Annotated in this window: 25 protein-coding genes and 1 tRNA gene; 9 read left to right on the top strand and 17 right to left on the bottom strand. The window is 43.7% G+C overall.

Going from position 1 to position 26,980, the window contains the following annotated elements; all coding sequences use genetic code 11:
- Nucleotides 1–582: 582 nt before the first annotated feature.
- The 3 genes from rpmF to NQ556_RS06990 all read right to left on the bottom strand — a co-directional run bounded on the left by rpmF (nt 583) and on the right by NQ556_RS06990 (nt 2,581).
- Nucleotides 583–765, bottom strand: a complete 183-nt coding sequence (gene rpmF / locus NQ556_RS07000; protein ID WP_008372209.1) for a 50S ribosomal protein L32 — start codon at nt 763–765, stop codon at nt 583–585.
- A gap of 3 nt (nt 766–768) precedes the next feature.
- The gene (locus tag NQ556_RS06995; protein ID WP_008372210.1) at nt 769–1,296 is read right to left on the bottom strand and encodes a YceD family protein; all 528 of its coding nucleotides are present in this window, start codon (nt 1,294–1,296) and stop codon (nt 769–771) included.
- 97 nt (nt 1,297–1,393) lie between these two features.
- A complete protein-coding gene (locus NQ556_RS06990; protein WP_008372212.1) occupies nt 1,394–2,581 on the bottom strand; it encodes an acetate kinase in 1,188 nt (395 codons plus the stop codon).
- Nucleotides 2,582–2,781: 200 nt separating this feature from the next.
- On the opposite strand from NQ556_RS06990, the gene NQ556_RS06985 reads away from it, so the two are divergent.
- Nucleotides 2,782–4,080, top strand: a complete 1,299-nt coding sequence (locus NQ556_RS06985) for a nucleotidyltransferase (protein WP_022219878.1) — start codon at nt 2,782–2,784, stop codon at nt 4,078–4,080.
- A gap of 76 nt (nt 4,081–4,156) precedes the next feature.
- On the opposite strand, the gene NQ556_RS06980 is transcribed toward NQ556_RS06985, so the two are convergent.
- The 6 genes from NQ556_RS06980 to polA are packed head-to-tail and all read right to left on the bottom strand — an operon-like array spanning nt 4,157 to nt 10,783.
- Nucleotides 4,157–5,029: a DegV family protein gene (locus tag NQ556_RS06980; protein WP_008372222.1), complete on the bottom strand. Its 873-nt coding sequence runs from the start codon at nt 5,027–5,029 to the stop codon at nt 4,157–4,159.
- A 17-nt stretch (nt 5,030–5,046) separates the two neighbouring features.
- Nucleotides 5,047–6,411, bottom strand: a complete 1,365-nt coding sequence (locus NQ556_RS06975) for a PFL family protein (RefSeq protein WP_022219877.1) — start codon at nt 6,409–6,411, stop codon at nt 5,047–5,049.
- 11 nt (nt 6,412–6,422) lie between these two features.
- Complete coding sequence (locus NQ556_RS06970; RefSeq protein WP_022219876.1) at nt 6,423–6,695, bottom strand: ACT domain-containing protein; 273 nt, start codon at nt 6,693–6,695, stop codon at nt 6,423–6,425.
- Nucleotides 6,696–6,737: 42 nt separating this feature from the next.
- Nucleotides 6,738–7,535, bottom strand: coding sequence for an MBL fold metallo-hydrolase (locus NQ556_RS06965; RefSeq protein ID WP_022219875.1), 798 nt, complete (start codon nt 7,533–7,535; stop codon nt 6,738–6,740).
- Nucleotides 7,536–7,555: 20 nt separating this feature from the next.
- Nucleotides 7,556–8,146, bottom strand: coding sequence for a dephospho-CoA kinase (coaE, locus tag NQ556_RS06960; RefSeq protein WP_008372230.1), 591 nt, complete (start codon nt 8,144–8,146; stop codon nt 7,556–7,558).
- Between the two features lie 12 nt (nt 8,147–8,158).
- Nucleotides 8,159–10,783 (bottom strand): DNA polymerase I, encoded by a 2,625-nt coding sequence (gene polA / locus NQ556_RS06955; RefSeq protein ID WP_147574865.1) that lies wholly within the window; start codon nt 10,781–10,783, stop codon nt 8,159–8,161.
- A gap of 231 nt (nt 10,784–11,014) precedes the next feature.
- Between polA and NQ556_RS06950 the strand changes: the two genes are divergently transcribed.
- Nucleotides 11,015–11,097, top strand: a tRNA-Leu gene (locus NQ556_RS06950).
- 93 nt (nt 11,098–11,190) lie between these two features.
- Here NQ556_RS06950 and NQ556_RS06945 read toward each other — a convergent pair.
- Together NQ556_RS06945 and NQ556_RS06940 are read right to left on the bottom strand one after the other, a co-directional pair.
- Complete coding sequence (locus tag NQ556_RS06945) at nt 11,191–12,066, bottom strand: tyrosine-type recombinase/integrase (RefSeq protein WP_173699824.1); 876 nt, start codon at nt 12,064–12,066, stop codon at nt 11,191–11,193.
- Entirely contained in the window at nt 12,047–12,274 is a 228-nt protein-coding gene (locus NQ556_RS06940; protein WP_173699822.1) for a hypothetical protein, read from the bottom strand. The genes NQ556_RS06945 and NQ556_RS06940 overlap by 20 nt, the downstream gene beginning before the upstream one ends.
- Before the next feature lie 225 nt (nt 12,275–12,499).
- Between NQ556_RS06940 and NQ556_RS06935 the strand changes: the two genes are divergently transcribed.
- From NQ556_RS06935 to NQ556_RS06910, 6 genes are all read left to right on the top strand, one after another.
- Nucleotides 12,500–12,646, top strand: coding sequence for a hypothetical protein (locus NQ556_RS06935; protein ID WP_008372238.1), 147 nt, complete (start codon nt 12,500–12,502; stop codon nt 12,644–12,646).
- On the top strand, nt 12,630–13,034 hold the full coding sequence (locus tag NQ556_RS06930; RefSeq protein ID WP_008372239.1) for a hypothetical protein: 405 nt from the start codon (nt 12,630–12,632) through the stop codon (nt 13,032–13,034). The genes NQ556_RS06935 and NQ556_RS06930 overlap by 17 nt, the downstream gene beginning before the upstream one ends.
- The gene (locus tag NQ556_RS06925; protein WP_044998982.1) at nt 13,027–13,236 is read left to right on the top strand and encodes a hypothetical protein; all 210 of its coding nucleotides are present in this window, start codon (nt 13,027–13,029) and stop codon (nt 13,234–13,236) included. The genes NQ556_RS06930 and NQ556_RS06925 overlap by 8 nt, the downstream gene beginning before the upstream one ends.
- Nucleotides 13,237–13,387: 151 nt before the next feature.
- Nucleotides 13,388–14,041 (top strand): Fic family protein, encoded by a 654-nt coding sequence (locus NQ556_RS06920; RefSeq protein ID WP_022219863.1) that lies wholly within the window; start codon nt 13,388–13,390, stop codon nt 14,039–14,041.
- 108 nt (nt 14,042–14,149) lie between these two features.
- Nucleotides 14,150–14,764, top strand: a complete 615-nt coding sequence (locus NQ556_RS06915; protein WP_008370646.1) for a hypothetical protein — start codon at nt 14,150–14,152, stop codon at nt 14,762–14,764.
- Between the two features lie 125 nt (nt 14,765–14,889).
- Entirely contained in the window at nt 14,890–15,507 is a 618-nt protein-coding gene (locus NQ556_RS06910) for a hypothetical protein (protein WP_195196473.1), read from the top strand.
- A gap of 111 nt (nt 15,508–15,618) precedes the next feature.
- On the opposite strand, the gene NQ556_RS06905 is transcribed toward NQ556_RS06910, so the two are convergent.
- From NQ556_RS06905 to NQ556_RS06880, 6 genes are all read right to left on the bottom strand, one after another.
- Nucleotides 15,619–16,032, bottom strand: coding sequence for an SPFH domain-containing protein (locus tag NQ556_RS06905; RefSeq protein WP_259812411.1), 414 nt, complete (start codon nt 16,030–16,032; stop codon nt 15,619–15,621).
- Nucleotides 16,033–16,384: 352 nt separating this feature from the next.
- Nucleotides 16,385–17,755 (bottom strand): HipA domain-containing protein, encoded by a 1,371-nt coding sequence (locus tag NQ556_RS06900; RefSeq protein WP_008372252.1) that lies wholly within the window; start codon nt 17,753–17,755, stop codon nt 16,385–16,387.
- A gap of 203 nt (nt 17,756–17,958) precedes the next feature.
- A complete protein-coding gene (locus NQ556_RS06895) occupies nt 17,959–18,534 on the bottom strand; it encodes a helix-turn-helix domain-containing protein (RefSeq protein WP_008372253.1) in 576 nt (191 codons plus the stop codon).
- 94 nt (nt 18,535–18,628) lie between these two features.
- Nucleotides 18,629–19,930, bottom strand: a complete 1,302-nt coding sequence (locus NQ556_RS06890) for a diaminopimelate decarboxylase (RefSeq protein ID WP_022220112.1) — start codon at nt 19,928–19,930, stop codon at nt 18,629–18,631.
- Between the two features lie 20 nt (nt 19,931–19,950).
- The gene (pyk, locus tag NQ556_RS06885) at nt 19,951–21,387 is read right to left on the bottom strand and encodes a pyruvate kinase (protein WP_008372256.1); all 1,437 of its coding nucleotides are present in this window, start codon (nt 21,385–21,387) and stop codon (nt 19,951–19,953) included.
- Between the two features lie 43 nt (nt 21,388–21,430).
- On the bottom strand, nt 21,431–22,264 hold the full coding sequence (locus tag NQ556_RS06880) for a membrane protein (protein WP_008372258.1): 834 nt from the start codon (nt 22,262–22,264) through the stop codon (nt 21,431–21,433).
- A gap of 261 nt (nt 22,265–22,525) precedes the next feature.
- On the opposite strand from NQ556_RS06880, the gene NQ556_RS06875 reads away from it, so the two are divergent.
- On the top strand, nt 22,526–26,767 hold the full coding sequence (locus tag NQ556_RS06875) for a 2-hydroxyacyl-CoA dehydratase (RefSeq protein WP_008372260.1): 4,242 nt from the start codon (nt 22,526–22,528) through the stop codon (nt 26,765–26,767).
- The last annotated feature ends 213 nt before the right edge of the window (nt 26,768–26,980 follow it).

Here is a 26,980-nt window from a genome sequence, read left to right as displayed (position 1 = left end):
CACCAACAAGATTTCTCCTGCCGGTACTTTCACTTCTAAACCTGTTTTTCCAGCCTTCCTATGAACAGCTTAGATAAGGAACTGTTATTTCTGACGATGAAGATGGAGAACTTGACACAGGCAGTTATATCAAGTATGATGCTGATTTGAAGCAAGGCGACAGAGTAGAAACGGTACTGGTTTACAATCCGGCAACAAACTTTGATGATGATATGATGTACAGAGCCGATACTTTAATCAAATAAAGCGCAAAATAGGACTGGGATTTTCTCCTAGTCCTATTTTCATGTCCTGATAACTGGTCTATAGCAACGGTTAAATTTAAGTACCGGTGCTACTTTTAAACCTGACCGATATGCCTATATTATTTGTGTATGGAGATATAAAATATCTCAAATAAACATACTTCTCTTCAATATGCTTGTGTCAAATATCTTATAATTCCATTTATCCCTAAAACTCAATCTTATACACAGCTCTCTATTCAATTATTTTACAATTCCAATTGGGTTAAAATTGGGTTAAATTAAAAAGAAAAGGAGTTAAGCAATACGCCTAACTCCTGTACTATAGCCTTTTTAATTAGTTTTCTACAGTAACGATTTCTCTCTTGTTGTAAGATCCACAAGCTTTGCAAACTCTGTGTGGCATCATAAGTTCTCCACATTTGCTGCATTTCACCAGATTCGGTGCGCTCATTTTCCAGTTTGCTCTTCTCTTGTCTCTTCTTGCTTTAGAAGATTTATTCTTTGGACAAATTGACATAGGTTACACCTCCTTAAAATTCTTGTAAAGATCGCGGATAACTGACATTCTAGGGTCAAGACTGGTGTCTTCGCAGTCGCAGCTTCCCTCATTCAAGTTCTGACCACATACACTGCAAATCCCTTTACAGTCTTCGCTACATAGAACTTTCATCGGCCACCCTACTAAAATCTCGTTATAGAGCAGCTGCTCCACATCAAGATGATATCCGTCAATGTAATTCGCTTCATCGGATTCGCCATCATCTTCTCCGTCTGCCAGAGCTGTATTCACCTGCTTTTCAAAGGAAAGCGTGAAATCTGTCGGTACATCTGTAAGACATCTGTCACACGGAATGATTACCGTAAGACTTGTCTCACAACTGATATGAAGTTTTTTTTCACCGGCATACTCGACATGAATATGCACAGGCTGTGTCCGGCTTACCGGAAATCTGCTTCCGCTCACCTTCACTTCTTTCATCTCAGTGCCGACCACTTCGTCAATGGACTTATGCGGTTCAGATAAGACTTCGGACAGGTCAATTAACATAATTCTTTCTCCTGTTCACACCTAAACTATTATACCATGTAAATTCTTTTTGTCAAGGATGATTTACAGATTTTAAGGTTTTTTCTAATTTCTTCTGTTATACAAGTGCAACTGTCTCTCTTGCAATTGCAAGTTCTTCGTTTGTCGGAACTACAAGAACTTTCACTTTGGAATCTGGTGTAGAGATTACGATCTCTTCTCCACGTTTTCCATTTGCTTCTTCATCGATTGTAATTCCAAGATATCCAAGATAGCTGCAGACTTTTGTTCTTACAAGTGCACAGTTCTCACCGATACCTGCTGTAAATACGATATTATCAACACCGTTCATTGCTGCTGTGTAAGCACCAACATATTTTGCTACTCTGTATGCAAATACGTCGATTGCAAGTTCTGCACGCTTGTTGCCTGCTTTTGCTGCTGCCTCAAGATCACGGAAGTCGCTGGATACACCGGATACACCTTCCACACCTGATTTCTTGTTCAGGACATTCATAATTCCTGCAATGTCAAGGTTTTCTTTCTTAGCAATGAATTCCATGATCGCCGGATCAATATCTCCGGAACGTGTTCCCATTACAAGACCTTCCAACGGAGTAAGTCCCATAGAGGTATCTACTGATTCTCCGTTAAGCACTGCTGAAACAGATGCTCCATTACCAAGATGGCATACGATCGTCTTTGTTGCGTTGTATGGTTTTCCAACAATCTCAGCTACTCTCTTAGATACGAAGCTGTGGCTTGTTCCGTGGAATCCGTAACGTCTTACTTTGTATTTTTCATAATATTCATATGGAAGTCCATACATATAAGCTTTCTCAGGCATTGTCTGATGAAAAGCAGTATCAAATACAACAACCTGTGGTGTGCCCGGCATCAGACTTTCACAAGCTTCGATTCCGATTAAGTTTGCCGGATTGTGAAGTGGTGCAAGGTCATTGCACTCTGCGATCGCAGCTTTTACTTCCGGTGTTACAACTACAGATTTTGCAAACTTTTCTCCGCCGTGAACAACACGATGTCCGACTGCTCCGATTTCGTCAAGGCTCTTAACAACACCTGTATCTGCATCTGTCAGCGCGTCGATTACGAACTGGATTGCTTCTGTATGTGTAGGCATAGCCTTTTCAGATACATTCTTCTCTCCACCTGCCGGCTGATAGGTAAGTCTTCCGTCAATACCGATTCTTTCGCAAAGACCTTTTGCGAGAACCGCCTCCGATTCTGAGTTGATGAGCTGGAACTTCAGTGATGAACTTCCGCAGTTGATTACTAATACATTCATTGATGTTTCTCCCTTCTGGTACTAGAATTTTCTTTATTAGAACTCACACTCTATTTTTAATTATACTCCTTGCACACATTGTATACAAGTAATGTTATTTTTTTCACGTAATATTTTCCAGTACAATGTTTTTTGCACAAAAACTCTTTTTATAGTATAATCTTTTCACAAACAACACAAAGGAGATTTTAGTTAAAAGTATGAAAATCGTCGGTATCATCGCAGAATATAATCCGTTCCACAACGGACATCAGTATCATATAGACCAGGCACTTCAAAAAACGGGGGCAGATGCGGCAGTTATCCTTATGAGTGGTGACTTCGTCCAGCGTGGCGCCCCTGCTATCGCACCAAAGCATTTGCGGGCAAAAGCTGCCCTTCTTGGCGGTGCATCACTCATTCTGGAGCTCCCGGTCCTTTTTTCCTGTGGCAGTGCAGAGTTGTTTGCAAGAGGTGCCGTTTCTATTTTTAACAGTCTTGGCTGTATTTCCTATCTCTGCTTTGGCAGTGAGTGTGGCGATATCAAAAAACTCAATCGGCTTGCCCGGATTCTTTCCGAAGAGCCAGAAGTCTACCGGCAGCTCCTGCAGGATGAGCTGCGAAAAGGCCGACCGTTTCCGCAGGCACGCCAGACTGCCCTAAGTGTCTATACAAAGGATCCGTCCCTTGCCGAAATCCTGTCCTCACCAAACAATACCCTTGGGATTGAATACTTAAAAGCGCTCCGGTATTTCAAAAGTCCGATCCAGCCTTTCGCAATTCCCCGCGAGGGATCCGGCTACCATGATACTGACCTCTGCGAAACCTTCAGTTCCGCAACTGCGATCCGCAACCGAATTCTGAATCCATCTTTACCAGAAGATGCTTTTTCATCCGTCGCAGGACAACTTCCGCCCGCTTCTTCAGATCTGCTGCGAAAGAATTACCAGTCCTCACTTCCGGTTACCCAGGATGATTTTTCGCTCCTGCTAAAGTATCGACTGCTCTGTGAGAGTGCTTCCTCTCTGACCGATTACCTTGATGTCAGCAAAGACCTCGCCAACCGGATCATCAATCAGAGAAATGATTTTGCTACCTGGAGTTCCTTCTGCGATCTTCTGAAAACCAGAGAGCTTACCTACACCCGGATCAGCCGCACCCTGCTGCACATCCTGCTCGGCATAGAAAAGGACACCTTCCGACATGAACCTCCTTTCTGTTTTGCAGAAGATTCCGGCAACATTTCCGGCAAAACAAAAAAAGAGCGGTCATCCACATCCGCCCTTTATGCCCGCGTACTCGGTTTTCAAAAAAAAGATACTCAAATCCTTAAAGAGATCAAAGAGTATGCCACCATCCCTCTGATCACAAAGCTCGCAGATGCCAGAAATCTCACCTCCGCCACCCAGGTCCTCCTGAACCTGGACATTTTCGCATCAGACCTGTATGAATCCATAATTACCGAGAAATTTGGCACACCTTTTACAAATGAATACCAGAAGCAGTTGCAAATTATTTAACCCTTCCCCTTTGTCAAAAAAGAGACTTTTTGCACACCGCTACTACGCATGTTTGTGCAAAAAGTCTCTTTCTCATTTAGTTCACATGAAGAATTTTGGTAAGAGTCACCGCCCTGGCTCCAGGTCCGATATGGCATGCCACACTCAACGACAGTGGATCCATCCGGATTTCAAACTCTGGAAATGCTTCATGAAGCTCATCCAGCCATTCCTGTGCCTCCTTGCGGTCTCCTGTGTAAGCTGCATCCAGATACAGATCTTTTTTTCCATCACAATCTCCGAATTCTGAAGTACGAATCTCATTAATTGTCTTGATCATCGTCTTCTTTGCACTCTTCCATCCTCTTGACTTTGCAAACGCATCCAGCTTTTCTCCTTTAAGACGGAGAACTGGCTTCAGGTTCAGAACCGTTCCAATCGCTGCAGCTGCCGGTGTAAGTCTGCCGCCTTTCTTCAGGTATTTTAAAGTATCTACTGTAATATAGATATCACTGTCCCACTGGATCGCTTCTAACAGTTCTTTAATTTCTGCCGCGCTCTTTCCAGCATCTGCAAGCTTTTTCGCCTCTTCCACCGATCTTCGCTGCGTAACAGAAATCCGGTGATTATTTACGACCTGTACTTTTCCATCATAGTCCTGGGAAAGCATGATTGCAGTCTCACATGAACTGCTAAGACCGGCTGACATCGGAATATGTACAACCTCATCATATTCCTCCAGCGCCTTGTCCCACATATCCATTACATCTCCGGGAGCCGGTTGGGAAGTCTTAATATCTGCATCTCCTGCCAGTTTTTCATAAAACTCCTCCTGCGTGAGTGTGATATCCTCGTAAAACAACTCCTCATTGATATAGAATGGCATCGGAAGTACGTAAATTCCCATTTTCTTTCCTTCTGCCTGTGTAATTCCACTGTTACTATCTGTTACAATCGCAACTTTCCCCATGCTCTCTTTACCTCTTTCTAATTTTTAAAACTATGTATCGGTGCAGGAATTCTTCCCTTTCGATTCACAAATGCACTGCAGTCAAATTCATTGACCGGCATGATCGGCGCATATCCCAAAAGACCACCAAACTCTGCCATATCTCCAACATCCTTTCCAACTACAGGTATCACACGAACCGCCGTTGTCTTCTGATTGACCATTCCGATCGCCATCTCATCCGCAATGATCCCGGAAATCGTAGTAGCTTTCGTATTACCCGGAATAGCGATCATATCAAGTCCTACCGAGCAGACACAAGTCATCGCCTCCAGCTTTTCTATACAAAGAGATCCGGCATTGACTGCATCGATCATTCCTTTATCCTCACTGACCGGAATAAAAGCTCCGCTTAAACCTCCTACATAGGAAGACGCCATAACGCCACCTTTTTTCACCTGATCGTTCAGCATAACAAGTGCTGCTGTTGTTCCTGGTGCGCCAACTCTCTCAAGTCCGATTTCTTCCAGAATCTCCGCTACTGAATCGCCAACAGCCGGTGTCGGTGCAAGTGACAGGTCAATGATTCCGAACGGAATACCAAGCCTTTTGGAAGCTTCTCCGGCTACAAGCTGACCAACCCTTGTCACCTTAAATGCGGTCTTCTTGATCGTATCACAAAGTTCCTGAAAGCCCTCGCCACGACATTTTTCAATCGCTCTTTTTACAACACCAGGTCCGCTGACACCGACATTGATCACGGCATCTCCTTCGGTAACACCTAAAAAGGCCCCTGCCATAAACGGGTTATCATCCGGTGCATTACATAAAACTACAAATTTTGCACAGCCAATCGAATCCTTGTCCTTTGTCGCCTCTGCTGTCTCTTTTACAATCTCGCCGCAAAGACGGACTGCATCCATATCAATACCAGTCTTTGTCGAACCTACATTGACCGAACTGCATACACGCTCTGTCTTTGCCATTGCCATCGGAATGGAACGGATCAGGAGTTCATCGCTCTTTGTCATTCCCTTGGATACGATTGCAGAGTATCCTCCGATAAAGTTTACACCGACTTCCTTTGCTGCTTTATCCAGTGTCTCTGCGATCGTCACAAAATCCTCTGGTTTTTTGCAGGCTGAACCGCCAACAAGTGCAACCGGTGTAATGGAAATCCGCTTATTAACGATCGGAATTCCAAATTCACTTTCAATCTTCTCTCCTGTCGATACAAGATCCTTTGCAAGTGTTGTGATTTTTTTATATATCTTTTCATTCAGTCTGTCCAGATCTGAGTCAATACAGTCCATCAGACTGATGCCCAATGTGATTGTTCTTACATCCAGATTTTCTTCTTCGATCATCTGGTTTGTTTCTACTACTTCGTAAAAATTAATCATAGCGGTTCTCCTTACACTCTGTGCATTTTTTCAAAAATCTCTTCTCTCTGACAATGAATATTGACACCGATCTGTAAGCCGATATCACGAAGTTCTACCGCTACGATATCCAGTTCTTTTTTTGAATTTTCCACATCTGCAACCGCCATCATATTAAAATACCCATCCACGATCGTCTGGGAAATATTTAAAATATTGATATTGGTCTCTGCCAGGTATGTACATACTTTCGCAATAATTCCGACCGAATCTTTACCGACTACTGTAATAATGCATTTCTTCATTCTGCCTGTCCTCCTGAATCTAATTCTGCATACTTTCTTTTTCTAAACCTCGATCACTGCAGACACCTGATCCCTTTTTGCAACTGCGATCGGTATATCATCCCCCTTATACGGGTTCTGCCCCAAAGTGACCTCCAGCTTGACAGTCTCATATGCAAGTTCTTCGTAATTATTCTCCTTGCTCAAATGCCCCAGCAATACACTCCGCAAGTTATTGTGTAGTATATCACAAAGAAGCCGTCCTGACAATTCATTTGATAAATGTCCTCTGTCCCCAAGAACTCTCTGCTTCAGGTAATACGGATAAGGACCGACTTCCAGCATATGTATATCATGGTTAGATTCCAGCAGGACCGCATTTAAATCCTTCAGGTTCTCTACCGTATATTCATCGTATTTTCCAAGATCCGTTGCTACCGCGATCTTCTTTCCATCCTGCTCAAAGCGGTAGCCGCTCGGTTCATTTGCATCATGGGAAATAGCAAATGGATGCACGTCAATATCACCCAGCTTAAATTCTTTATCTACCTGGATTTCATGGTAAAGTCCTTCCGGCATTTTCCCGAGATTTTTATAATCACGGATTCCCCGAATCGTTCCCGGTGTTCCATAGATCGGGATCTCATATTTTCTGCTGAATACACCAAGTCCCTGAATATGATCTGCATGTTCATGGGTAATCAGAATTCCATCCAGCTCTTTCCCTTTTATTTCAAGTTCCTTTAAGCCTTCCTCAATTCGTTTTTTGCTGATTCCTGTATCTACAAGCAGATGCGTTCGATCGCTCCCCACATAAATACAGTTTCCGCTGCTGCCACTGGCAATGCTGCATAATCTCATCTTGTTTCTTCTCCCTGTTCTTAGCCTCTTCCCAGTGCCAAGTCTATCTGTTTTTCCGTTTCTTCAAAGGTTCCGCCGTTTTCGATCACAAGATCCGAAACCGCTGTAAATGTCTCTTCCGACGGCTGATTTGCAAACACCGCATACATTTTTTCATCTGAATATCCGCGTGAACTTCTCAGTCGCTCCATCCGGATCTCCTGTGGCACATGAATATACCAGATCTCATCCAACATCTCACGATATACCGGTTCCGTAAGGAGTGCGGCTTCCAGAATAAAAAGCTCTTTTCCCTCTTCCTGCGCCTTCTGCATTTCCTCCCGGATCTTTTCATTGACCGCCGGATGCACGATTGCATTAAGCTTTTGCAGTTTCTCTGGCTGATCAAACACAATTCTGCCAAGAATTTTCCGATCAATCGTTCCATCAGGATTTAAAATTTCTTTCCCAAACGTCTCCACGACCTTCTGATAACATTTTTCTCCCGGAAGCTGTACTTGATGTGCCACCAGATCTGACTGGCAGATCACCGCACCGCACACTACACTTAAAAAGTCGAGTACTTTGCTCTTCCCGGAACCAATGCCTCCTGTTATTCCTATTTTTCTCATATCTGTTTCCTTCTATTTTGCCTCATACCAGTTTTTTCCACTATGCATGTCAATTTCAAGCGGAACGGAAAGATCTGCTGCATGCATCATGCCTTCTTTCAGGATCTCCCGCACTTCCTCTTCCTCTTCCTTCCATGTCTCGATCAGAAGTTCGTCGTGTACCTGCAGAACCAGCCTGGATTTCATGTTTCTCATGCGAAGCTCTTTGTCCACAGCGATCATTGCGATTTTCATGATATCTGCAGCCGTTCCCTGGATCGGAGAATTCATTGCCACACGTTCCCCGAATTGTCTCTGCATAAAATTGCTGGAAGACAGCTCCGGAACCGGTCTTCTTCTGCCAAATAAGGTCACAACATATCCCTGTTCTTTTGCATGAGCAACTGCATCATCCAGAAATTTCTTGATGCCCGGATAGGTTTCAAAATAACGGTCAATATATTCGGCCGCTTCTTTTCTCGTAATACTTAAGTCCTGGCTCAGTCCAAAAGAACTGATCCCATAGACAATACCAAAGTTGACTGCTTTTGCATTTCGCCTCTGCAGATCGGTCACTTCATCAAACGGAGTATGGAACACCTGAGAAGCTGTGATCCGGTGAATGTCCTTTGCCTCCCGGTATGCTTCGATCAGTGCTGCATCTCCGGAGCAATGTGCCAGCACACGCAGTTCTATCTGCGAATAATCAGCATCTACAAACACATATCCCTCTTCCGGCACAAATACTTTACGGATCAGCCGTCCAAGTTCTACCCTCGCCGGGATATTCTGCAGGTTTGGCTCTGTACTGCTGATACGTCCGGTCGCTGTGACTGTCTGGTTGAATTTTCCATGGATCCGGTGATCATCTTCATGAATAAACACGGCAAGCCCATCTGCATAAGTCGATTTCAGCTTGGCAAGCTGACGATATTCCAGGATTTTTGCCACGATCGGATAATCCGGTGCCAGCTTATCCAGTACGTCTGCTGCCGTCGAATATCCTGTTTTCGTCTTCTTTCCATTTGGAAGGGACAGATGTTCAAAAAGGACCACGCCCAGCTGCTTTGGTGAATTGATATTAAATTCTTCCCCGGCAAGCTCATAAATTTCCTTTTCCAACTGTACGATTTTTCCGCCAAGCTGTTCTCCATAGCTTTTCAGTTCTTCTGCTTCTACACGCACCCCGTTCTGCTCCATGTGGAACAGAGTAAATACAAGCGGCATCTCTATTTCTGTAAAAAGCTTCCACATTTCCTCTTTTTTCAGCTTTTCTTCCAAAACTTCCGATGACGCAAATGCAGCATAGGCTTCATAACAGACCATTTTTTCCAGTTCTGTCTTCGGATCGATCATCAATCCAAGATGCTCCTGTGCCACATCTTCAAATCCATAATCATTTTTCAACGGATTCAGGAGGTAAGCTGCTACAATACTGTCAAAGCACTTCTCCTCTGCTGCTCCTTCTAATCCTTTCAGATAAGGCAGGGATGACTTCAGATCAAACACCACAAACCGTCCGGCATGCTTTGCCACATGTACAAGTGCCTCCAGAAGTTCCTCCATGCTATATCCATTTCCTGCCGGAATACAGTAGATCTTCTCTTTTCCAAACGAAATTCCAATTCCACCTATCTCAGCATTTTCTGCAAACAGCGGAAGTACATTTCTGGTGTCTTTGTAAAGAACGGCTCCCACTGTCTGCGCTTTTTCTGCCTCCGCAAAGATTTTCTGAATTTCTTCTTTTCCCACAGCGATCACAAATGCATCTTCAATCGAATTCTCACTCTGCACATCAAAACGATTCAGCAGATTCTTGAACTGCAGTCTCTGGAAATAGACATAAGCTTCCTCTGTATAAAGATTTCCAAGCTTCGCCTCTTCCAGTTCATAAGCAAAATCCGCGTCTACATCAATTGTCGCCAGCACCTTACTCATTTGTGCCTGATCCCAGTATTCCACCAGATTTTTCGATGCTCTCGGCGGCTTCAGTTCGGATGCATGCTTGTAGGCATTTTCAATAGATCCGTATTCTACAATAATCTTGGTCGCCGTCTTTTCTCCGACTCCCGGCACCCCTGGGATATTATCTGAAGTATCTCCCATCAATGCTTTCACATCGATAAATTCTGTCGGTGTCACCTGGTATTTTTCTTTTACGTCCACTGCATAATAATTCTCGATCTCAGTTCCGGTCCGTTTTGTCTTCGGAATCCGGATCTCAACATGGTCTGTAGCAAGCTGGAGAAGATCTCTGTCTCCGGAAATAATGACCACTTCCATCCCCATTCGCTCGCATCTTTTGGACAGCGTTCCAAGAAGATCATCTGCCTCCAGCCCTTCCTGCTCGATCGTCCGGATTCCCATAGCATGCAGAACTTCCTTCATCAACGGTACCTGCTGTCTGAGTTCTTCTGCCATCGGCTTTCTCGTCCCCTTATACGCCTCAAACATCTTATGACGGAAAGTCGGCGCATGCACATCAAATGCAACGGTCAGATACTCCGGCTTTTCCTCCTCCAGGATCTTGAACATAATATTTAAGAATCCATATATTGCATTTGTATGGAGTCCTTCCGCATTTGTCAGATCCGGAAGTCCGAAAAACGCCCTGTTCAGAATACTGTGTCCGTCTATCAATACGATTTTGCTCATAATCAACTGCCTCTCTGTAAGTCTCATCACTTACTTCTATCTTTTCTATCTATTCGTTCAAATATACAACATCTCATTATGACATTTTTTTGATATATTTTCAATATTCCTAAATAAATCCATTTACAAATATTATATGAACAGGATCTTAAGAAATATATTTTCAAAAAATACTTGCGAACCAATAACAAATATGCTATCATTATTTTCGGTTCTTATTGAATCTTTAATTAAGCCGGCATGTCGGAATGGCAGACGAGGCAGACTCAAAATCTGTTGCGGGTGACCGCGTGCGGGTTCAAGTCCCGCTGCCGGCAGTTATCCAACATCCCTGAAACCCTTATAAACCAAGGGTTTCAGGGATTTTTACATTCAAAAATGTTTGATTACCTTTTTGATTACTCGATAGCTTAAGGACTACCATCATTGCGGTTACCGTTAGCATTTGAAGTAACCCGACTGTTTATCCTTGTGACTATTTCCATCTTTTCGCTCGTGGAGGAAACATCGTACGTATAGTATTCCTCATTTACCCGCTCAGTATTACCTATCATTGCGCAGCACATGGTTCTTGGTGCGCCGGAAGCAAGCAGCTCTGAATTCAAAGTCCTTCTTGCAGTATGTATGCTTTTGGGATTAGTGAACCCCTCATTCGATGTCCGCCGTTTCATATATCCCGAGATGACTCTTGCATGAATACGTCCATCCACATTAGAGAAAACGAACTCAGTCAAATAGCCGTATTTTTTCTCGACATTTTTAATCTTTTTAAGAAGCTCAGCGATTTCGATCGTCAATGGGAAGATCCGCGTCTTTCCGTTTTTAGGCGTCGAGATGTAAAAAGTGTTTGTCAGTCGATTTAATTTTTCACTGTGCCGGATAATGATGCGCTTGTTGACTTCGTCGATGTCGTTCCACATCAATCCTGAAAGTTCGCCTACACGCATTCCGGTATAAAGGGCAAGCTCAACGGCATATGGAAGAACATCATCAGGACGCTCTTTTCGTTTTTTGTTAAGAGAATTTATTAGTCTATTTTTTTCGCTTTGTGAAAACGTCCGTTCTTCCGGCATCTTAACAATCGCTTGCTTGCATCTCCTTTTGTAAAGCGGCAAATCAATTTTTAGGCACGGATTGCTTTCAATCAATCCATCCCTAATCGACTTATCAAATACGCCCTTAAGATAACCGAACAGTGCTTTCAATGCCCGATAGGGCACTTCCTTTTCTGAAAGCAGTTCGTCAAAAAATAGTTCTAAATATTCTTCATCGATCGTTCGGGACATCTCTCTTTTCGATTTTTTTTATTTGTTTACGTTTGCCATCATCGGCTGGAAGATATGTTCGGTAATAGCCATCTGCGCTATGCGTGATGGAATATGGATGCATCGCTAAGTATCTATCTTGTTTCATTGATTCTATTTTGTTGATCGCACCTACGATATCCATAATAGCATATTTGATAGTACTATCATATCCATTGACGTCGTTCATAGTATATTCCCCTTTTGCAATTTTTTCTTAACGCAAACATTTACGTGGCGTATTCGAAAAATGCAAATCACTGTCTTAGTACTATGGTATCAGTGTTACCTCAGCATAACTTTACTCCCTGTCGGAAACTGGAATACTTTCCACTTCAGACAACAGCCGGAATCTTAAAGTGGTAGAATCTTACAAAAGATTTCCTCAGGTCCTGTCAAAGAAAGGAGAAATCATATGAGCAGCAATTACCAGCAGAAAAAAATGATGAATGCCCTAGGCGCTATCGATACAAAGGGCAATATCGTCCTCGAGCAGTTCCAAGACGGCACGGCACTTCCAGCCGAGCAACGCGCAGCCGTTTTGCGTGGCTACAGACTATGACCGCACGACGGCCTCGTGGTCATACGGAAAATACTTCAGCGATCTCGGATGCGCCCATGAAGCTGCCGACCCTGAGATTATCGAGGACGCCAGCGTCAGATGGGTCAAGGAGGATATCCGAGAAAAGCTCAAAGCGCAGGAAATCGAGCCGACAGAATTCAACGTGCAGTCCGTCATCATGGGCGATTCAAGGCTTTGGGAGCGCCCTCTCGACAGAGATTTTCGAGACAACATGATTGCGAGCAGAAACGACGATCTCGATGCACGCGTTGCCATTCTCAAGGAGAACGGGAACTTCAAGAATGTTGACACCGCAATGCCGGTGGAAAGTCTTGATGATCTGGAACAATACAGGTCTGATCGGCTTACGGATGGATGCGATGCATGAAGATAACAATCTTCTGTTCAGCACTTCCGATGTTGCAAAAATCCTGGCCTTTTCCAAGATGGTTGAACAAGCGCTCGGTAAAAAAATCGAGCACGAAAACGATACCCCTGAAAAAGAGCAATCTCAGGAACACGGACAAGGCCAGGAAAGGCAAGCCGATGCCCGAGGTTGGTCTGACTATCCCGCAACGCCCGAAGTGTAAAGCTGCCACACTTGGAAGCAACATGTTGAAAACAAGAAGTAATACTGTGGGCATTAGCAAGACACAAAACGCTGACCGTACAGCGCACACCGAGCATATTGAATGAATGCATATGGACATGGTATAATAATATTACGGAGGTAAAAATACTATGTCTACAATCGCTGAGGCTGAAAAAGCTGTTAAATTCAATGTCTTCTATGCAAAAAAAAATGTTGTGGATAGCATCTGGAAAGAGGCAATCATTGAAGGTGTCAATATCACATACCCGCAAGCAAAAGTAATCGTTGAGCACAACCAAACCGTTGAAGGATTGACTGTCACCGGAACAATTACCGTCTACAATCTTAAACTTGCTTGGAATTATCTCTTTGAGCATTTAAACTCACTTGTAGATTTTGAGTTTGTTGCCAAAATAAATTCCATTTTGGGTGCATCGCTTGTTCATAACGCTGGATGTATTCGTAACATACCAGTAGGTATCAGTGGGACCGCCTGGCAACCGGAAATGCCGGACTTCGATACTGCAAAAGCCACTATCGAGAAAATTGCGAATATGGAACCTGGGAGAGAACGGGCGCTTAAGATGTTCGGCTATCTTTGTCGCTCCCAACTTTTTAGTGATGGAAATAAGCGAACGGCACAGCTCGTGGCAAACAAGATGTTGATCGCTGACGGGCGCGGAATCTTGGCGATTCCACCAGAGTGTAAACATGACTTCGGTGAAAAGCTCAAGCGCTTCTATGAGACAGCGGATGATTCTGAATTACAGAAATTTTTAATTGAAACATCAATCTACAATTAAGAGAAGCAGGAAACTGATTTCAGTCGGCTTCCTGCTTTCTTTTACGGTTAGACGAGTTTTACTTAATCAAAGTATATGATATAATATACTTTGAAAGTAGGTGATAAGATGCGTACTATCGACGCTATGAAAAAACTTGCCCGCAATGATGGGCGATTTACTCATGTTTACACTAAAAAGGAGCTGTCAGAACTTTTTAATGAAACCGGCAGCAAATTGAATGGAACATTGAAGTCACTTATTAAAGAAAACATTTTGAATCGTGCATACCATAATGTATACGTTTTTCGCTTTTCTCAATACGGAGGACTCGGTACTTTAGATTTGATTGGTAAGAAAATCCGACCAAATGACTCCTTCTATGAAAGCCTTGAGTCCTCTGCTTCAGCATGGAGTCTCATTTCACAGATCCCCACGGTCGTAACCTATATGACCACAGGAAAGTCAAAATGGTATAACACGGGTTACGGAAGCATCGATTTCGTTCATTACAGCAAAACAGATGAGAAACCAAGAACCATCGATAGGTCGTCGATGGGAAGGGTTCCGCTTGCAGACAAACTTCAAACATATCGGGACTTACAAAAAACAAAACGTTCCCTTGATCTTTTAAGAGAGCAATACGACAAAGACCATGGTTGTCGCGACGGAAATATCCAATATTATCCTTGCGAAGACGACGATACTTGGGATTTTCTTGATAAGCAGGAAGATGTACTCTAGTGTGCATCTTCCTATTATTTTTTTGGAGTCATTATGCTTTACGTTTCCTCTCTTTCTTTTACGGTTAGACGAGTTTTACTTAATCAAAATATATGATATAATATACTTTGAAAGCAGGTGATAAGATGCGTACTATCGACGCTATGAAAAAACTTGCCCGCAATGATGGGCGATTTACTCATGTTTACACTAAAAAAGAGCTGTCTGAGCTTTTCAACGAAACCGGCAGCAAACTGAATGGAACATTGAAGTCTCTTATAAAAGAAGACATTTTGAATCGTGCATACCATAATGTATACGTTTATTATTTTTCGCAATATTGGGGACTTGGTACGATGGATTTGATCGGTAAGAAGATCCGACCAAATGACTCTTTCTATGAAAGCCTTGAATCCTCTGCTTCAGCATGGAGCCTCATTTCGCAGATTCCTACCGTCGTAACCTATATGACCACAGGAAAGTCAAAATGGTATAACACGGGTTACGGAAGCATCGATTTCGTTCATTACAACAAAACAGATGAGGAACCAAGAACTATCGATAGATCGTCCATGGGAAGAGTCCCACTTGCAGATAAACTTCAAACATATCGAGACTTACAAAAAACCAAACGTTCCCTTGATCTTTTAAGAGAACAATACGACAAAGACCATGGCTGTCGCGACGGTAATATTCAATATTATCCATGCGAAGATGATGACACATGGGATTTCCTAGATAATTTGGAGGAAGATATACTTTAAAGTATATCTTCCTATTTTCTTGGAGTCCCTATGCCTTTATTTGCATCGCTTACTCTTGTTAAAGAAACTGCTTTAAAAGAGGCTGCTTGCGTTCGGCTTCCCAAGTATCGATTACCGTTTATGGTTAAAGGACTCACGGTCACACATGAGTTCCTTCAGATCCATCTGACCGATAACCTCGCGCATCTTTCCGAGCATCACCTCGGTGACCTGACGGGTCATCTCGGTCTTATCCATATTGAGATAATTCTTCGATGCTATCTCGATCAATTCGGGAGTCTGTCCAATCTGGAAATTTGCGACAGCGCAAGCATGGATAAGAATCGCATCTTGTGTCGGGATTTCATTCTCCGTCGACAACTGAACCTGCACAGCACCGAGAGCCAACGTGTCCACACGCTGCAGACCGAGGATAACGAACGTGCCCTTTCCTGACACGCTACGCGTCCGCCCGAATCCAGATACGATCATCAATTTGTCCGGCGGGCACTTCCTCCAACAGGACTCGAACACGACGATCACCATGATCACGATTAAAAGCGGTCCGAGCAGAGGGCCAAACAAGTCAAAAAGCATCTTTTTCCCTTTCTGTTGATGCTTTGGTGAACGGGGCCATTATACCATAATACCGGAATATGGCGCCGAAAAAAGGTCGCCCAAACGGATGACCTTTGCAAACGGTCGCGTTTCGCCATTACCCCTGTAACCGTACACTTAATCCTTAAGTGACGATGGCGAAACGCATATATATAGTAGCATGCGGACTCAAAAACTTCCGGGACTTTCAAAAGCAAGCGGAACGTTGACCTTTTCGTTGTTCTTTCTGCATTACGACTTGATGGCGTGTTCCTTTTCTTCCACTATCGTTCCTTTCCTTTTACCTACAACGGTCTTCTTCCGGAATAATCTTGTTCAGCGTATTTTCAAATACTTTGGATCCTCTTTTTACTGCTTCTGCCTTCTCGCTAAGTGGAAGACCTTTCTTGTGAATCATCTTAACGGAATCAAGAAGCATCGGTATTTTGGTTGTTGCTTGGATCTCGTTGAATTTCTCTTCCATCGCTTTGCAAAGCACATGCTCATCCACAATAGGAATCCGTAGCAATTCCCTTACTTTCTCTGTAATATAGTGGTTCAGCGCTTCAAGCCGATCCTGTGGAAGCGGATATGTTGGATGATTCCGGAACTCAAAACCGATCATCCTGCGCAAAAGCTCATGCTGCTCCGCTCCCATAACAATTCCAGCCATATCATCAAAGGCGATATTCGCTGTTGCAGGTAGGTAATATCGATTTGAACGATCAAGGAAATTCGCATAGTCTGTCTCGTCATCTTGCGCAAACAAGGACAGATTGTGGTCAAACAACGGGGCTAATCCCAACAGCCGTCCTGTTCTGTTTTCCCGTAAGATACCAAAATTTCCGCCGTGACGATCCCGATTGCAGATCAAGGCATCAAAAACAACCATTGTCCTGTATTTCGATGCCATCTTTGGATCAAGCTCATTTAAGATCGATAACGCTGCCGGGAAACTCGCATCACCAGCAGCAACGAAAAATGGAACAAAAGAAATTTCTTTGTCATTCATAAGTCCGCAGACAGACGCAAGTTTCCCTTTCCACATCTCTAAATCGTAGGAAACATGATCTATTCCCATCCGTTTTGCGACTTGTGCTGCAAAGTATTCAGAATAAGGTTCTTTGCCAAGATTTCTGGTACCGCTTGTACCTGTTTTGAACAACAGCAACCTATCGTTAATCCGTCGAACTGCTTTCGGAAATTGCCCTCCCAGTGTCCACTCACTTGAAACGCCCGCTTTATGCTTTTGTGATGGCGTGTACCCGGTATAAGCTACAAGTCCCAATACTTCATCAAAGCGATTGTCGAACAAATTGATTCCATCAAAGGTAACATCTGATTTCCCATCATCAAGCCAATACGAATCGTTAATGGAAAGCCCTTTGGATACATCAAGAATTCCAAGGATATCATTCCTTGTCAATCCTGCCGTACTAAGAATCTGCTCTACAAATGCCCTGTTTTTCGGAATGGTTCTACCTTCCATCCAACTCGCAAGGCTTTTTTCATCTTGATCTACAATTAAATTCAATGGAAGCAAATGCGCATTTGCCGAATCGATATCCGTAATCTCCAGTTTCAAACTACCGAATGCGTCATAGGCAGCTTCGAATCTCATGAGGCTCTGATCATAGATCTTCAGCTCATAGCTTTTAGTCTCTCTCGTCATGCTGCTCCTCCCTTTTCTTTTCAATATCTATTATTATAGCATAATACTATCGTCCTATGCAGCTTATAATTTACCAAAACGGTTGTAAAACCATTGGTTTTAGCAATGGTAAGGGCCAATCCGCTAAATTGACACTCCCCGTAGTTAAAACCAGGGAATTCTCGGTTCTGTGAGGTCTGCCGTCGGGGACCGATATTGGTCCTCTAGGGTCTTACGTCCTCTCCCCGAGCGTTTAGGCGGTTACAGCCGCCACGGTTCCCGCGTGCCCCGCGGTACCTTCCGTGTTGGAGAGGATGCGCTTCCCTTCCGCCAGTATGTTCTTCAGGTGTTCTGCTTGGAAGAGAAGATATACGACGTCCACGTCTGTCTTCCAGACCCGCTTGACCCATCTTTTCGTATCGTATTACCCAATTGCGAACTTGTTGATAGGAACAATCATACTTGAGTGCCCTTCCACCAGAATTATACACCTTAATCCAATCGGAAAGCTGTCTGTGTGAACGAATTCCGTATTTTGTGCAAATATCCTGAAGAGATCCTTCTCCGTTAAGATAATCATTTATAGCAGATATTTTTAAATCTTTTAAATAAGATCTGTTTTTCGGTTGATTGAGTAATCCAGTTGGTCCATCATACTGATAAATAGAAATCCAATTTCGAATACTATGATGATCAACTCCCAATTCTTTTCCTGCTTGCCGTATGCCAATTTCTCCTGCAAGGTAGCGTTCGACTATTTTTACTTTTTCTACTGATTCTATCTTACTCTTTCTGAACATGAAAATACCCCCATATAGGACTTTTATATTTCATTGTCCTATATGAGGGTAGCATATCAAAATCCAGGGGCGTTTTCTATCTCAGCTTATAATTCTATTTTCCGAGCTTATCCGCTTCTTCCGTATTCTTCTTAAGTTCCTCATAAACCGGGAAGCAGTCGAAAGTTGCAAAGTAATCCATCGGAGTCTCTGCTCTGCGGATCAGCTGTGTACCTCCGTCCTCTTTCAGAAGAACTTCTGCGGAACGAAGACGTCCGTTGTAATTATATCCCATAGAGAATCCATGTGCTCCGGTATCATGGATCACAAGCAGATCTCCCATGTCAATCTTCGGAAGCTGACGGTCGATTGCAAATTTATCATTATTCTCGCACAGAGAACCAGTCACATCGTAAGTATGATCGCATGGTTCATTTTCTTTTCCCATGACAGTGATGTGATGGTAGGCACCATACATAGCCGGACGCATCAGGTTTGCGGCACATGCATCTACACCGATGTACTCTTTGTGCGTATGCTTTTCATGGATTGCTTTTGTCACAAGGCATCCATAAGGTCCAAGCATAAAACGGCCAAGCTCTGTGTAAATCGCCACGTCACCCATTCCAGCCGGAACAAGAACCTCTTCGTACACTTTTCTTACACCTTCACCGATCACCTTGATATCGTTCGGTTCCTGATCCGGTTTGTAAGGAATTCCCACACCACCGGAAAGGTTGATGAACTTGATATGTACACCGGTCTCTTTCTGAAGCTTAACTGCTACTTCAAACAAAGTACGTGCAAGTGTCGGATAATATTCATTAGTTACAGTATTACTTGCAAGGAATGCATGGATACCGAACTCTTTTGCGCCTTTGGACTTCAGGATCTTGAATGCCTCAAAAATCTGTTCAGTTGTCATACCGTATTTGGCATCTCCCGGATTATCCATAATGCTGTTGGAAATTTTGAAAAGTCCACCCGGATTATAACGGCAGCTGATTGTCTCCGGAATCTTTCCGATCGTCTTTTCCAGAAAATCAATGTGTGTGATATCGTCCAGGTTGATGATTGCGCCGAGCTTATCAGCAAGTGCAAATTCCTCTGCCGGTGTATCATTGGAAGAAAACATAATATTTTCTCCAACCTGTCCGACAGACTCAGACATTAAAAGCTCTGTATAGGAAGAGCAGTCACACCCGCATCCATATTCTTTTAAAATATTGAGGATATATGGGTTTGGAGTTGCCTTTACTGCAAAATATTCTTTATATCCTTTGTTCCATGCAAATGCTTCTTTGAGTGCTTTTACATTTTCACGAATCCCTTTTTCATCATAAAGATGAAACGGAGTCGGATATTCTTTTACGATTTCATCTAACTGTGTCTTTGTTACGAATGGTTCTTTTTTCATTCTGTTCATCTCTCTTTCGTCTAGTCGATGGTTGCAATACGCATCATATTACTTACAGAACCCTTTTCACGCTGTACGCTCGGTGAAGGAATACCAGCTGTCAGGACAACAATATCTCCACTGTCCACGCATTTCTTTGCCTGTGCAAGATCAATTGCCCCACTGCAGATATCATCTGTTGTATGGAATTCCAGAGACTTCAATCCTCTTACGCCCCAGTAGATCGACATCCGGCGAAGGGTACGTTCGTTCGGTGTAATTCCAAGGATTTCCTGCTTCGGACGAAGGTTGGATACAACCCTTGTTGTTGCACCGGATACAGATGGAGTGATGATGCATCTTGCATTCAGGTTCGCTGCCGCAAGTACAGAAGCATATCCGATTGCACTGGACACACCTGACTTCAGATGATCTCCGGCTTTAGCAAGAATGGAATCATAGTCCAGATGTTCCTCTGTCGTCTCTACAATATGAACCATCATCTGGAGTGCTTCCAGAGGGTATTTCCCCTGTGCTGTCTCTCCGGAAAGCATAACTGCATCTGTTCCGTCGTATACCGCATTGGCAACGTCCGTCACTTCTGCTCTTGTCGGACGCGGATTACGCATCATAGAATCCAGCATCTGTGTTGCAGTAATAACAGTCTTAAAGTTGTCATTACATTTCTGGATGATCATTTTCTGGAGATGCGGCACTTCCTCTGCCGGAATCTCTACACCAAGATCTCCACGTGCCACCATGATACCATCAGCCGCACGGATGATCTCATCAATATTCTCAATGCCTTCTGCGTTCTCTACCTTTGCAATGATTGGAATATACGGAGCGCCGAGTTCTTTTAAGTATGCCTTGATCTCAAGTACACACTCTGCATTTCTTACAAATGATGCTGCGATAAAGTCAATATCCTGCTCTACACCGAAACGGATATCATCCTTATCTTTTTCTGTAATAGCCGGAAGACGAATGGCTACGTTCGGTACGTTAACACCTTTTTTTTCGCCAAGTTCTCCACCATTTACTACAGAACAGACAATCTCCGTCTCTGTCTTGCTCTCTACACGAAGTCCGATCAGGCCATCGTCGATCAGAATGGTACAGCCTTTATAAATATCCTGTACCAGCCCCTTATATGTGATAGATACTCTCTTATTATCTCCTACGATATCTTCTGTTGTCAGAGTGAAGGTTTCTCCTTCTTTTAAAGTAATCTTCTTTCCGTCTTTCAGGATTCCTGTACGAATTTCCGGTCCCTTTGTATCCAGAAGGATTGCAGTGTTTGTATGTTCCTCTTCACGAAGCTCTTTGAGCATATCCATTCTGAACTTCTGTTCTTCATGATCACCATGTGAGAAATTGAAACGTGCCACATTCATTCCATTCTGGATCAGCTTTCTCATCATTTCTCTGTCGTTGGTGTTTGGTCCCATTGTACAAACAATCTTGGTTTTTTTCATTGTTTCCTCCTCTTATTATTCAATTTGATTCTATGTTAGAACTCTACTTCACATGTTCGTGTGTGAAAAGATGGTCCTGGCAATATTCATAATTCCCGTTACACTTTGAACAATAACGGAACTCCAGTGTCGGATCGTCAAGTTCCGTACGACCGCACACTGCACATCTGTGCTTTGCACCGCCTGCATACTGATTCTGCGGACGGCTTATCTGCTTCTGGAATTTCTTTCTGCGGGCAGCCTGTTTCGGACTGTGTCCACGCAGATTCCGGTTGCAGAAAAAGAAAATAATAAAGTTCAAAAGGGATGCGATGATCACGATCCGTATGATCAGACCGCCCTGCACTGCGTCTACCGCAAGCAGAACCACATCCAGAATTGCAAGCCACTTCATCTTGATTGGGATAATGCCGTAAAGCAAAAGCTGATAATCCGGCATGATGGATGCACATGCAAGGAAAATGGACATATTGATATAGTAAGTACTGTAAAGGCTTCCAAATCCGGTAATGCCTCCGATCAGTCCATTCACAATAAAAGCTCCAATAACTGTAAATAATATTCCTGAGAAAATGTAAACATTGTAACGAAATGCCCCCCAGTAGCTTTCCAGCGTATTACCAAGGGAATAGTATAACAGCATCATAAAGATAACAAAAATAATATTGTCATTCGGTGGGATGATCACCCAGCTTAGAAGTCGCCACACCTGCCCTTTCAAAATCAGTGCCGGTTCCAGTGTAAAATAGGTAAGAAGCTGTGGCATCGTAAAACTCAAAAGATATCCGATTGCATAACCTGCAAGCAGATACATCGTAAGATTTCTAATTGCATAGCGCCCGAACCTGCGCTCCATTTTATCTAACCAGTTCTTCATTCAAAACCTCCTTCCACGTATGTTATTTTATCGTCTGCTTTTTACTTTGTCAATTCCATTCCACCTCTTTACTCTCTTTTCACATAATTTACATCTTTTGTTCACTTCCAGGCACTTTTTTCTACAATGCCATACATAACTTCTGTTTGTATTTTCGTTGGTTCTGTCGTATAATGTAAGATACTGTAGTTCTCTGCGAACTACATTTAATAGGTAATAACACAGACAAATTTTTTAATTGTAATAAGGAGTAGTTAAATCATGAATCAGACAGAATTACATACCCTGGGGATTGACATCGGTTCTACAACTGTTAAAATCGCAGTTCTGGACAGTAATAATGATGTTCTGTTTTCTGATTACGAGCGTCACTTCGCCAATATTCAGGAAACCCTTTCTGATCTGCTTGGTCGTGCTATCTACAAGCTCGGTCAGATCAAGGTATCTCCAATGATTACCGGATCAGGTGGTCTTACTCTGGCAAAGCATCTTGGCGTACCTTTTGTCCAGGAGGTTGTTGCCGTTTCCACCGCTCTTCAGGATTATGCACCACAGACCGATGTAGCGATCGAGCTGGGCGGCGAAGATGCCAAGATCATCTATTTTGAAAATGGAAATATTGAGCAGCGTATGAACGGAATCTGCGCCGGAGGTACCGGATCTTTCATCGACCAGATGGCGTCCCTTCTCCAGACAGATGCAACCGGTCTGAACGAATATGCCAAAAATTACAAAGCACTTTATACGATTGCAGCCCGCTGTGGCGTATTTGCCAAGACAGATATCCAGCCGCTGATCAATGACGGTGCTACCAAAGAAGACCTGTCTGCTTCTATTTTCCAGGCAGTCGTCAACCAGACCATCAGTGGTCTTGCCTGCGGAAAACCAATCCGCGGACATGTTGCTTTCCTCGGTGGACCGCTTCATTTCCTCTCTGAATTGAGAGAAGCGTTTATCCGTACTCTCAAGCTGGATGACGAACACATTATCGCACCAAAGTATTCCCATCTTTTTGCAGCCGTCGGCTCTGCGCTGAACTCTAAAAAGGATGTAGTCACCTCTCTTGGTGAGATGCAGAAAAAGCTGGATGCCCATATTGAAATGGACTTTGAAGTTGAGCGTATGCAGCCGCTCTTTTCCAGCGAAGCAGATTACAATGAATTTAAGAACCGCCATGCAAAGCATCAGGTGCCGGTTGGTGATCTTGCCAGCTACCGCGGTAATGCCTACCTTGGAATCGATGCCGGTTCTACCACCACGAAAGCCGCTCTGGTCGGAGAAGACGGTACTCTTTTGTACTCCTTCTACCATGGCAATGACGGTGATCCTCTTGGTACGACCATCGGTGCGATCAAGGATATTTACAGCCAGCTTCCGGAAGGCGTACAGATCGTTCACTCCTGCTCAACCGGTTACGGAGAAGCGCTCATTAAAGCCGCACTTCTTCTGGATGAAGGCGAAGTTGAAACCGTATCTCACTATTACGCCGCTTCTTTCTTCGAACCGGATGTAGACTGTATCCTCGATATCGGTGGTCAGGATATGAAGTGTATCAAGATCAAGAATCAGACTGTAGACAGCGTACAGCTCAACGAAGCATGTTCTTCCGGATGCGGTTCCTTTATCGAGACTTTTGCCAAATCCCTGAACTACACCGTAGAGGATTTTGCACATGAAGCACTTTTTGCGAAACATCCGATTGACCTCGGTACCCGTTGTACCGTATTTATGAACTCAAAGGTAAAACAGGCGCAAAAAGAAGGTGCTGAAGTATCCGATATTTCAGCCGGACTTGCTTATTCGGTTATCAAAAATGCTCTTTTCAAGGTTATCAAGGTATCCGATGCATCTGAGCTTGGTAAAAAAATTGTTGTACAGGGTGGTACATTCTACAATGATGCCGTACTCAGAAGCTTTGAGACCATCGCCGGATGTCAGGCAATCCGTCCGGATATTGCAGGAATCATGGGTGCTTTTGGGGCTGCACTGATTGCAAGAGAACGCTATGGTTTCAAAGAATGTAAAAATACAACCATGCTTTCCATTGATGAAATCAATGAACTTACCTATACAACCTCAATGGCAAAATGTAACGGCTGTACCAACAACTGTCGTCTGACCATCAACAAATTCAGTGGCGGACGTCGTTTTATTTCCGGAAACCGTTGTGAGCGCGGTCTTGGAAAAGAGAAAGCAAAGAGTGATGTGCCAAACCTTTTCGCTTATAAAAATGAACGTTATTTTGGTTACACGCCATTAGATCCATCCGAAGCAAAACGTGGAACGGTTGGTATTCCAAGAGTTCTCAACATGTATGAGAACTATCCGTTCTGGTTTACTTTCTTCACAAAACTGGGATATCATGTGTTACTCTCTCCTGCTTCTACACATAAGATTTATGAACTTGGTATTGAATCTATTCCGAGCGAATCCGAGTGTTATCCGGCAAAGCTGGCGCACGGACATGTACAGTGGCTGATCAACCAGGGTGCAGACTTTATCTTCTACCCTTGTATACCATACGAACGTGGTGAATTTGCCGATGCCGACAATCATTATAACTGCCCGATCGTCACCTCATACGCGGAGAACATCAAGAACAATATGGATCCGATCGTACACGGTGAAGTAGATTTCATGAATCCATTCCTCGCCCTCACAAGCGAAAAGACAATCACAGACGGACTGGTCCGTGAATTTACTTCTGCAAAGAATCTTCCAGCAGAAGAAATCAAAAATGCCGCTCATGCTGCATGGGAAGAACTTGCTGCATGCCGTCAGGACATCCGCAAAAAAGGTGAAGAAACACTCGCTTACATGGGAAAGACAGGAACCCGCGGCATTGTACTTGCCGGTCGTCCATACCATTACGATCCGGAGGTCAACCACGGTATCCCGGAGATGATCACCTCCTACGGACTTGCCGTTCTGACGGAAGATTCTATCTCCCATCTGAATCCGGTAGAACGTCCGCTGATTGTTATGGATCAGTGGATGTATCATTCCCGACTGTACGCAGCAGCCAATTTTGTAAAGACAAGAGATGATCTGGATCTGATCCAGCTGAACTCTTTCGGATGCGGTCTTGATGCCGTAACAACCGATGCTGTTGCAGATATTCTAACCGGTTCCGACAAGATTTATACCTCTCTTAAGATTGATGAGGTTAATAACCTGGGTGCTGCACGTATCCGTATCCGTTCTCTTCTCGCCGCCATCCGCGTCCGCGAGCAGAAGCATATGGAGCGCACCATTCGTCCGGCAAATATCGAAAAAATTCCTTTTACAAAGGAAATGAAGGAAACCTATACCATTTTGTGTCCACAGATGTCACCGATCCACTTTTCACTGATTGAGCCAGCCTTCCAGGAAGCAGGCTACAAACTGGAAGTACTGAAAAATGATAACAAGCATGCAGTTGACATGGGCCTTAAATATGTAAACAATGATGCCTGCTACCCGTCTCTGATGGTAGTCGGACAGATCATGGAGGCTATCCTTTCCGGCAAATATGACACCGACCACCTGGCTGTCATTATTTCGCAGACCGGTGGCGGATGCCGTGCTTCCAACTATATCGGATTTATCCGGCGTGCTCTTAAAAAAGCCGGTTACGGACATATCCCTGTTATTTCAATCAACTTAAGCGGGCTTGAAAGCAATCCTGGATTCAAGATCACCCTTCCACTTGTACTGAAAGGTGTGTATGGTCTGATATTTGGTGATCTCTTCATGCGCTGCCTGTACCGTGTCCGCCCATATGAAGCTGTTCCAGGCTCTGCCAATACCATGCATAAGAAATGGGAAAAGACAGTTATCGAATTTATCAAGAAAGGCTATCCAAGCAGACACGAGTTTAAGCGTCTCTGCCGCCAGATTGTAGAAGATTTTGATTCTCTTCCATTAAAAGATGTCAAAAAGCCACGTGTCGGAGTTGTCGGAGAAATCCTTGTTAAATTCCTTCCAGCTGCCAATAACTACCTGGTAGATCTTCTTGAACAGGAAGGTGCCGAAGCCGTGGTTCCGGATCTGACCGACTTCCTACTCTACTGCTTCTACAATACAAACTTTAAAGCAGAACATCTCGGCATGAAGAAATCAACCGCCCGCATGGGTAATCTCGGAATCAAAGCTCTGGAATGGTTCCGCAAGCCTGCCGTTGATGCATTAAAATCAAGTAAACGCTTCGATCCACCATCACATATTGAACACCTGGCTTCGATGGCAAAAGAAATTGTTTCTCTTGGAAACCAGACCGGTGAAGGATGGTTCCTTACCGGAGAAATGCTGGAGCTGATCCACAGCGGTGCACCAAACATTGTCTGCACACAGCCTTTCGCCTGTCTGCCAAACCACGTAGTCGGGAAAGGTGTTATTAAAGAACTGCGCCGCCGTCATCCGGAATCCAACATCGTTGCAATCGATTATGATCCGGGAGCAAGCGAAGTAAACCAGCTGAACCGCATCAAACTGATGCTTTCGACTGCGCAGAAGAAGATGTAGAATTTTAGGATATGTAAAATATATTTGGTTGCAATAAGACGACCAGAGGAAACAAAGTACTCCCTCACATTCAGTTGCACTAACCACTTCGTTCAAGCCTCTTAAGGCAGGAATCGTGTTCAGCAAAGGCTTCCACGATTCCTGAGTCTTGAACTCCGTAGTGCAAATTCATGTGAGGGAGTACTTTGTTTCCTCTGGTCTGTATATTGGTAA

Source organism: Coprococcus comes ATCC 27758, assembly GCF_025149785.1.
GTDB lineage: Bacteria > Bacillota > Clostridia > Lachnospirales > Lachnospiraceae > Allocoprococcus > Allocoprococcus comes.
The sequence above is the reverse complement of the archived record's forward strand: the minus strand, read 5'-3'. Positions and strand labels throughout refer to the sequence as shown.

What these genes read in the sequence shown, in the direction of transcription:
- NQ556_RS06920 (WP_022219863.1), top strand. Translation starts at nt 13,388, where the DNA reads ATGTCTACAATCGCTGAGGCTGAAAAAGCTGTTAAATTCAATGTCTTC.
- NQ556_RS06985 (WP_022219878.1), top strand. Translation starts at nt 2,782, where the DNA reads ATGAAAATCGTCGGTATCATCGCAGAATATAATCCGTTCCACAACGGA.
- NQ556_RS06935 (WP_008372238.1), top strand. Translation starts at nt 12,500, where the DNA reads ATGAGCAGCAATTACCAGCAGAAAAAAATGATGAATGCCCTAGGCGCT.
- NQ556_RS06970 (WP_022219876.1), bottom strand. Translation starts at nt 6,695, where the DNA reads ATGAAGAAATGCATTATTACAGTAGTCGGTAAAGATTCGGTCGGAATT.
- NQ556_RS06975 (WP_022219877.1), bottom strand. Translation starts at nt 6,411, where the DNA reads ATGATTAATTTTTACGAAGTAGTAGAAACAAACCAGATGATCGAAGAA.
- NQ556_RS06905 (WP_259812411.1), bottom strand. Translation starts at nt 16,032, where the DNA reads ATGGTGATCGTCGTGTTCGAGTCCTGTTGGAGGAAGTGCCCGCCGGAC.
- NQ556_RS06940 (WP_173699822.1), bottom strand. Translation starts at nt 12,274, where the DNA reads ATGAACGACGTCAATGGATATGATAGTACTATCAAATATGCTATTATG.
- NQ556_RS06915 (WP_008370646.1), top strand. Translation starts at nt 14,150, where the DNA reads ATGCGTACTATCGACGCTATGAAAAAACTTGCCCGCAATGATGGGCGA.
- NQ556_RS06925 (WP_044998982.1), top strand. Translation starts at nt 13,027, where the DNA reads ATGCATGAAGATAACAATCTTCTGTTCAGCACTTCCGATGTTGCAAAA.
- NQ556_RS06900 (WP_008372252.1), bottom strand. Translation starts at nt 17,755, where the DNA reads ATGACGAGAGAGACTAAAAGCTATGAGCTGAAGATCTATGATCAGAGC.
- NQ556_RS06890 (WP_022220112.1), bottom strand. Translation starts at nt 19,930, where the DNA reads ATGAAAAAAGAACCATTCGTAACAAAGACACAGTTAGATGAAATCGTA.
- NQ556_RS06895 (WP_008372253.1), bottom strand. Translation starts at nt 18,534, where the DNA reads ATGTTCAGAAAGAGTAAGATAGAATCAGTAGAAAAAGTAAAAATAGTC.
- pyk (WP_008372256.1), bottom strand. Translation starts at nt 21,387, where the DNA reads ATGAAAAAAACCAAGATTGTTTGTACAATGGGACCAAACACCAACGAC.
- NQ556_RS06910 (WP_195196473.1), top strand. Translation starts at nt 14,890, where the DNA reads ATGCGTACTATCGACGCTATGAAAAAACTTGCCCGCAATGATGGGCGA.
- NQ556_RS06945 (WP_173699824.1), bottom strand. Translation starts at nt 12,066, where the DNA reads ATGTCCCGAACGATCGATGAAGAATATTTAGAACTATTTTTTGACGAA.
- NQ556_RS06965 (WP_022219875.1), bottom strand. Translation starts at nt 7,535, where the DNA reads ATGAGATTATGCAGCATTGCCAGTGGCAGCAGCGGAAACTGTATTTAT.
- NQ556_RS06995 (WP_008372210.1), bottom strand. Translation starts at nt 1,296, where the DNA reads ATGTTAATTGACCTGTCCGAAGTCTTATCTGAACCGCATAAGTCCATT.
- rpmF (WP_008372209.1), bottom strand. Translation starts at nt 765, where the DNA reads ATGTCAATTTGTCCAAAGAATAAATCTTCTAAAGCAAGAAGAGACAAG.
- NQ556_RS06980 (WP_008372222.1), bottom strand. Translation starts at nt 5,029, where the DNA reads ATGGGGAAAGTTGCGATTGTAACAGATAGTAACAGTGGAATTACACAG.
- NQ556_RS06990 (WP_008372212.1), bottom strand. Translation starts at nt 2,581, where the DNA reads ATGAATGTATTAGTAATCAACTGCGGAAGTTCATCACTGAAGTTCCAG.
- coaE (WP_008372230.1), bottom strand. Translation starts at nt 8,146, where the DNA reads ATGAGAAAAATAGGAATAACAGGAGGCATTGGTTCCGGGAAGAGCAAA.
- NQ556_RS06880 (WP_008372258.1), bottom strand. Translation starts at nt 22,264, where the DNA reads ATGAAGAACTGGTTAGATAAAATGGAGCGCAGGTTCGGGCGCTATGCA.
- NQ556_RS06875 (WP_008372260.1), top strand. Translation starts at nt 22,526, where the DNA reads ATGAATCAGACAGAATTACATACCCTGGGGATTGACATCGGTTCTACA.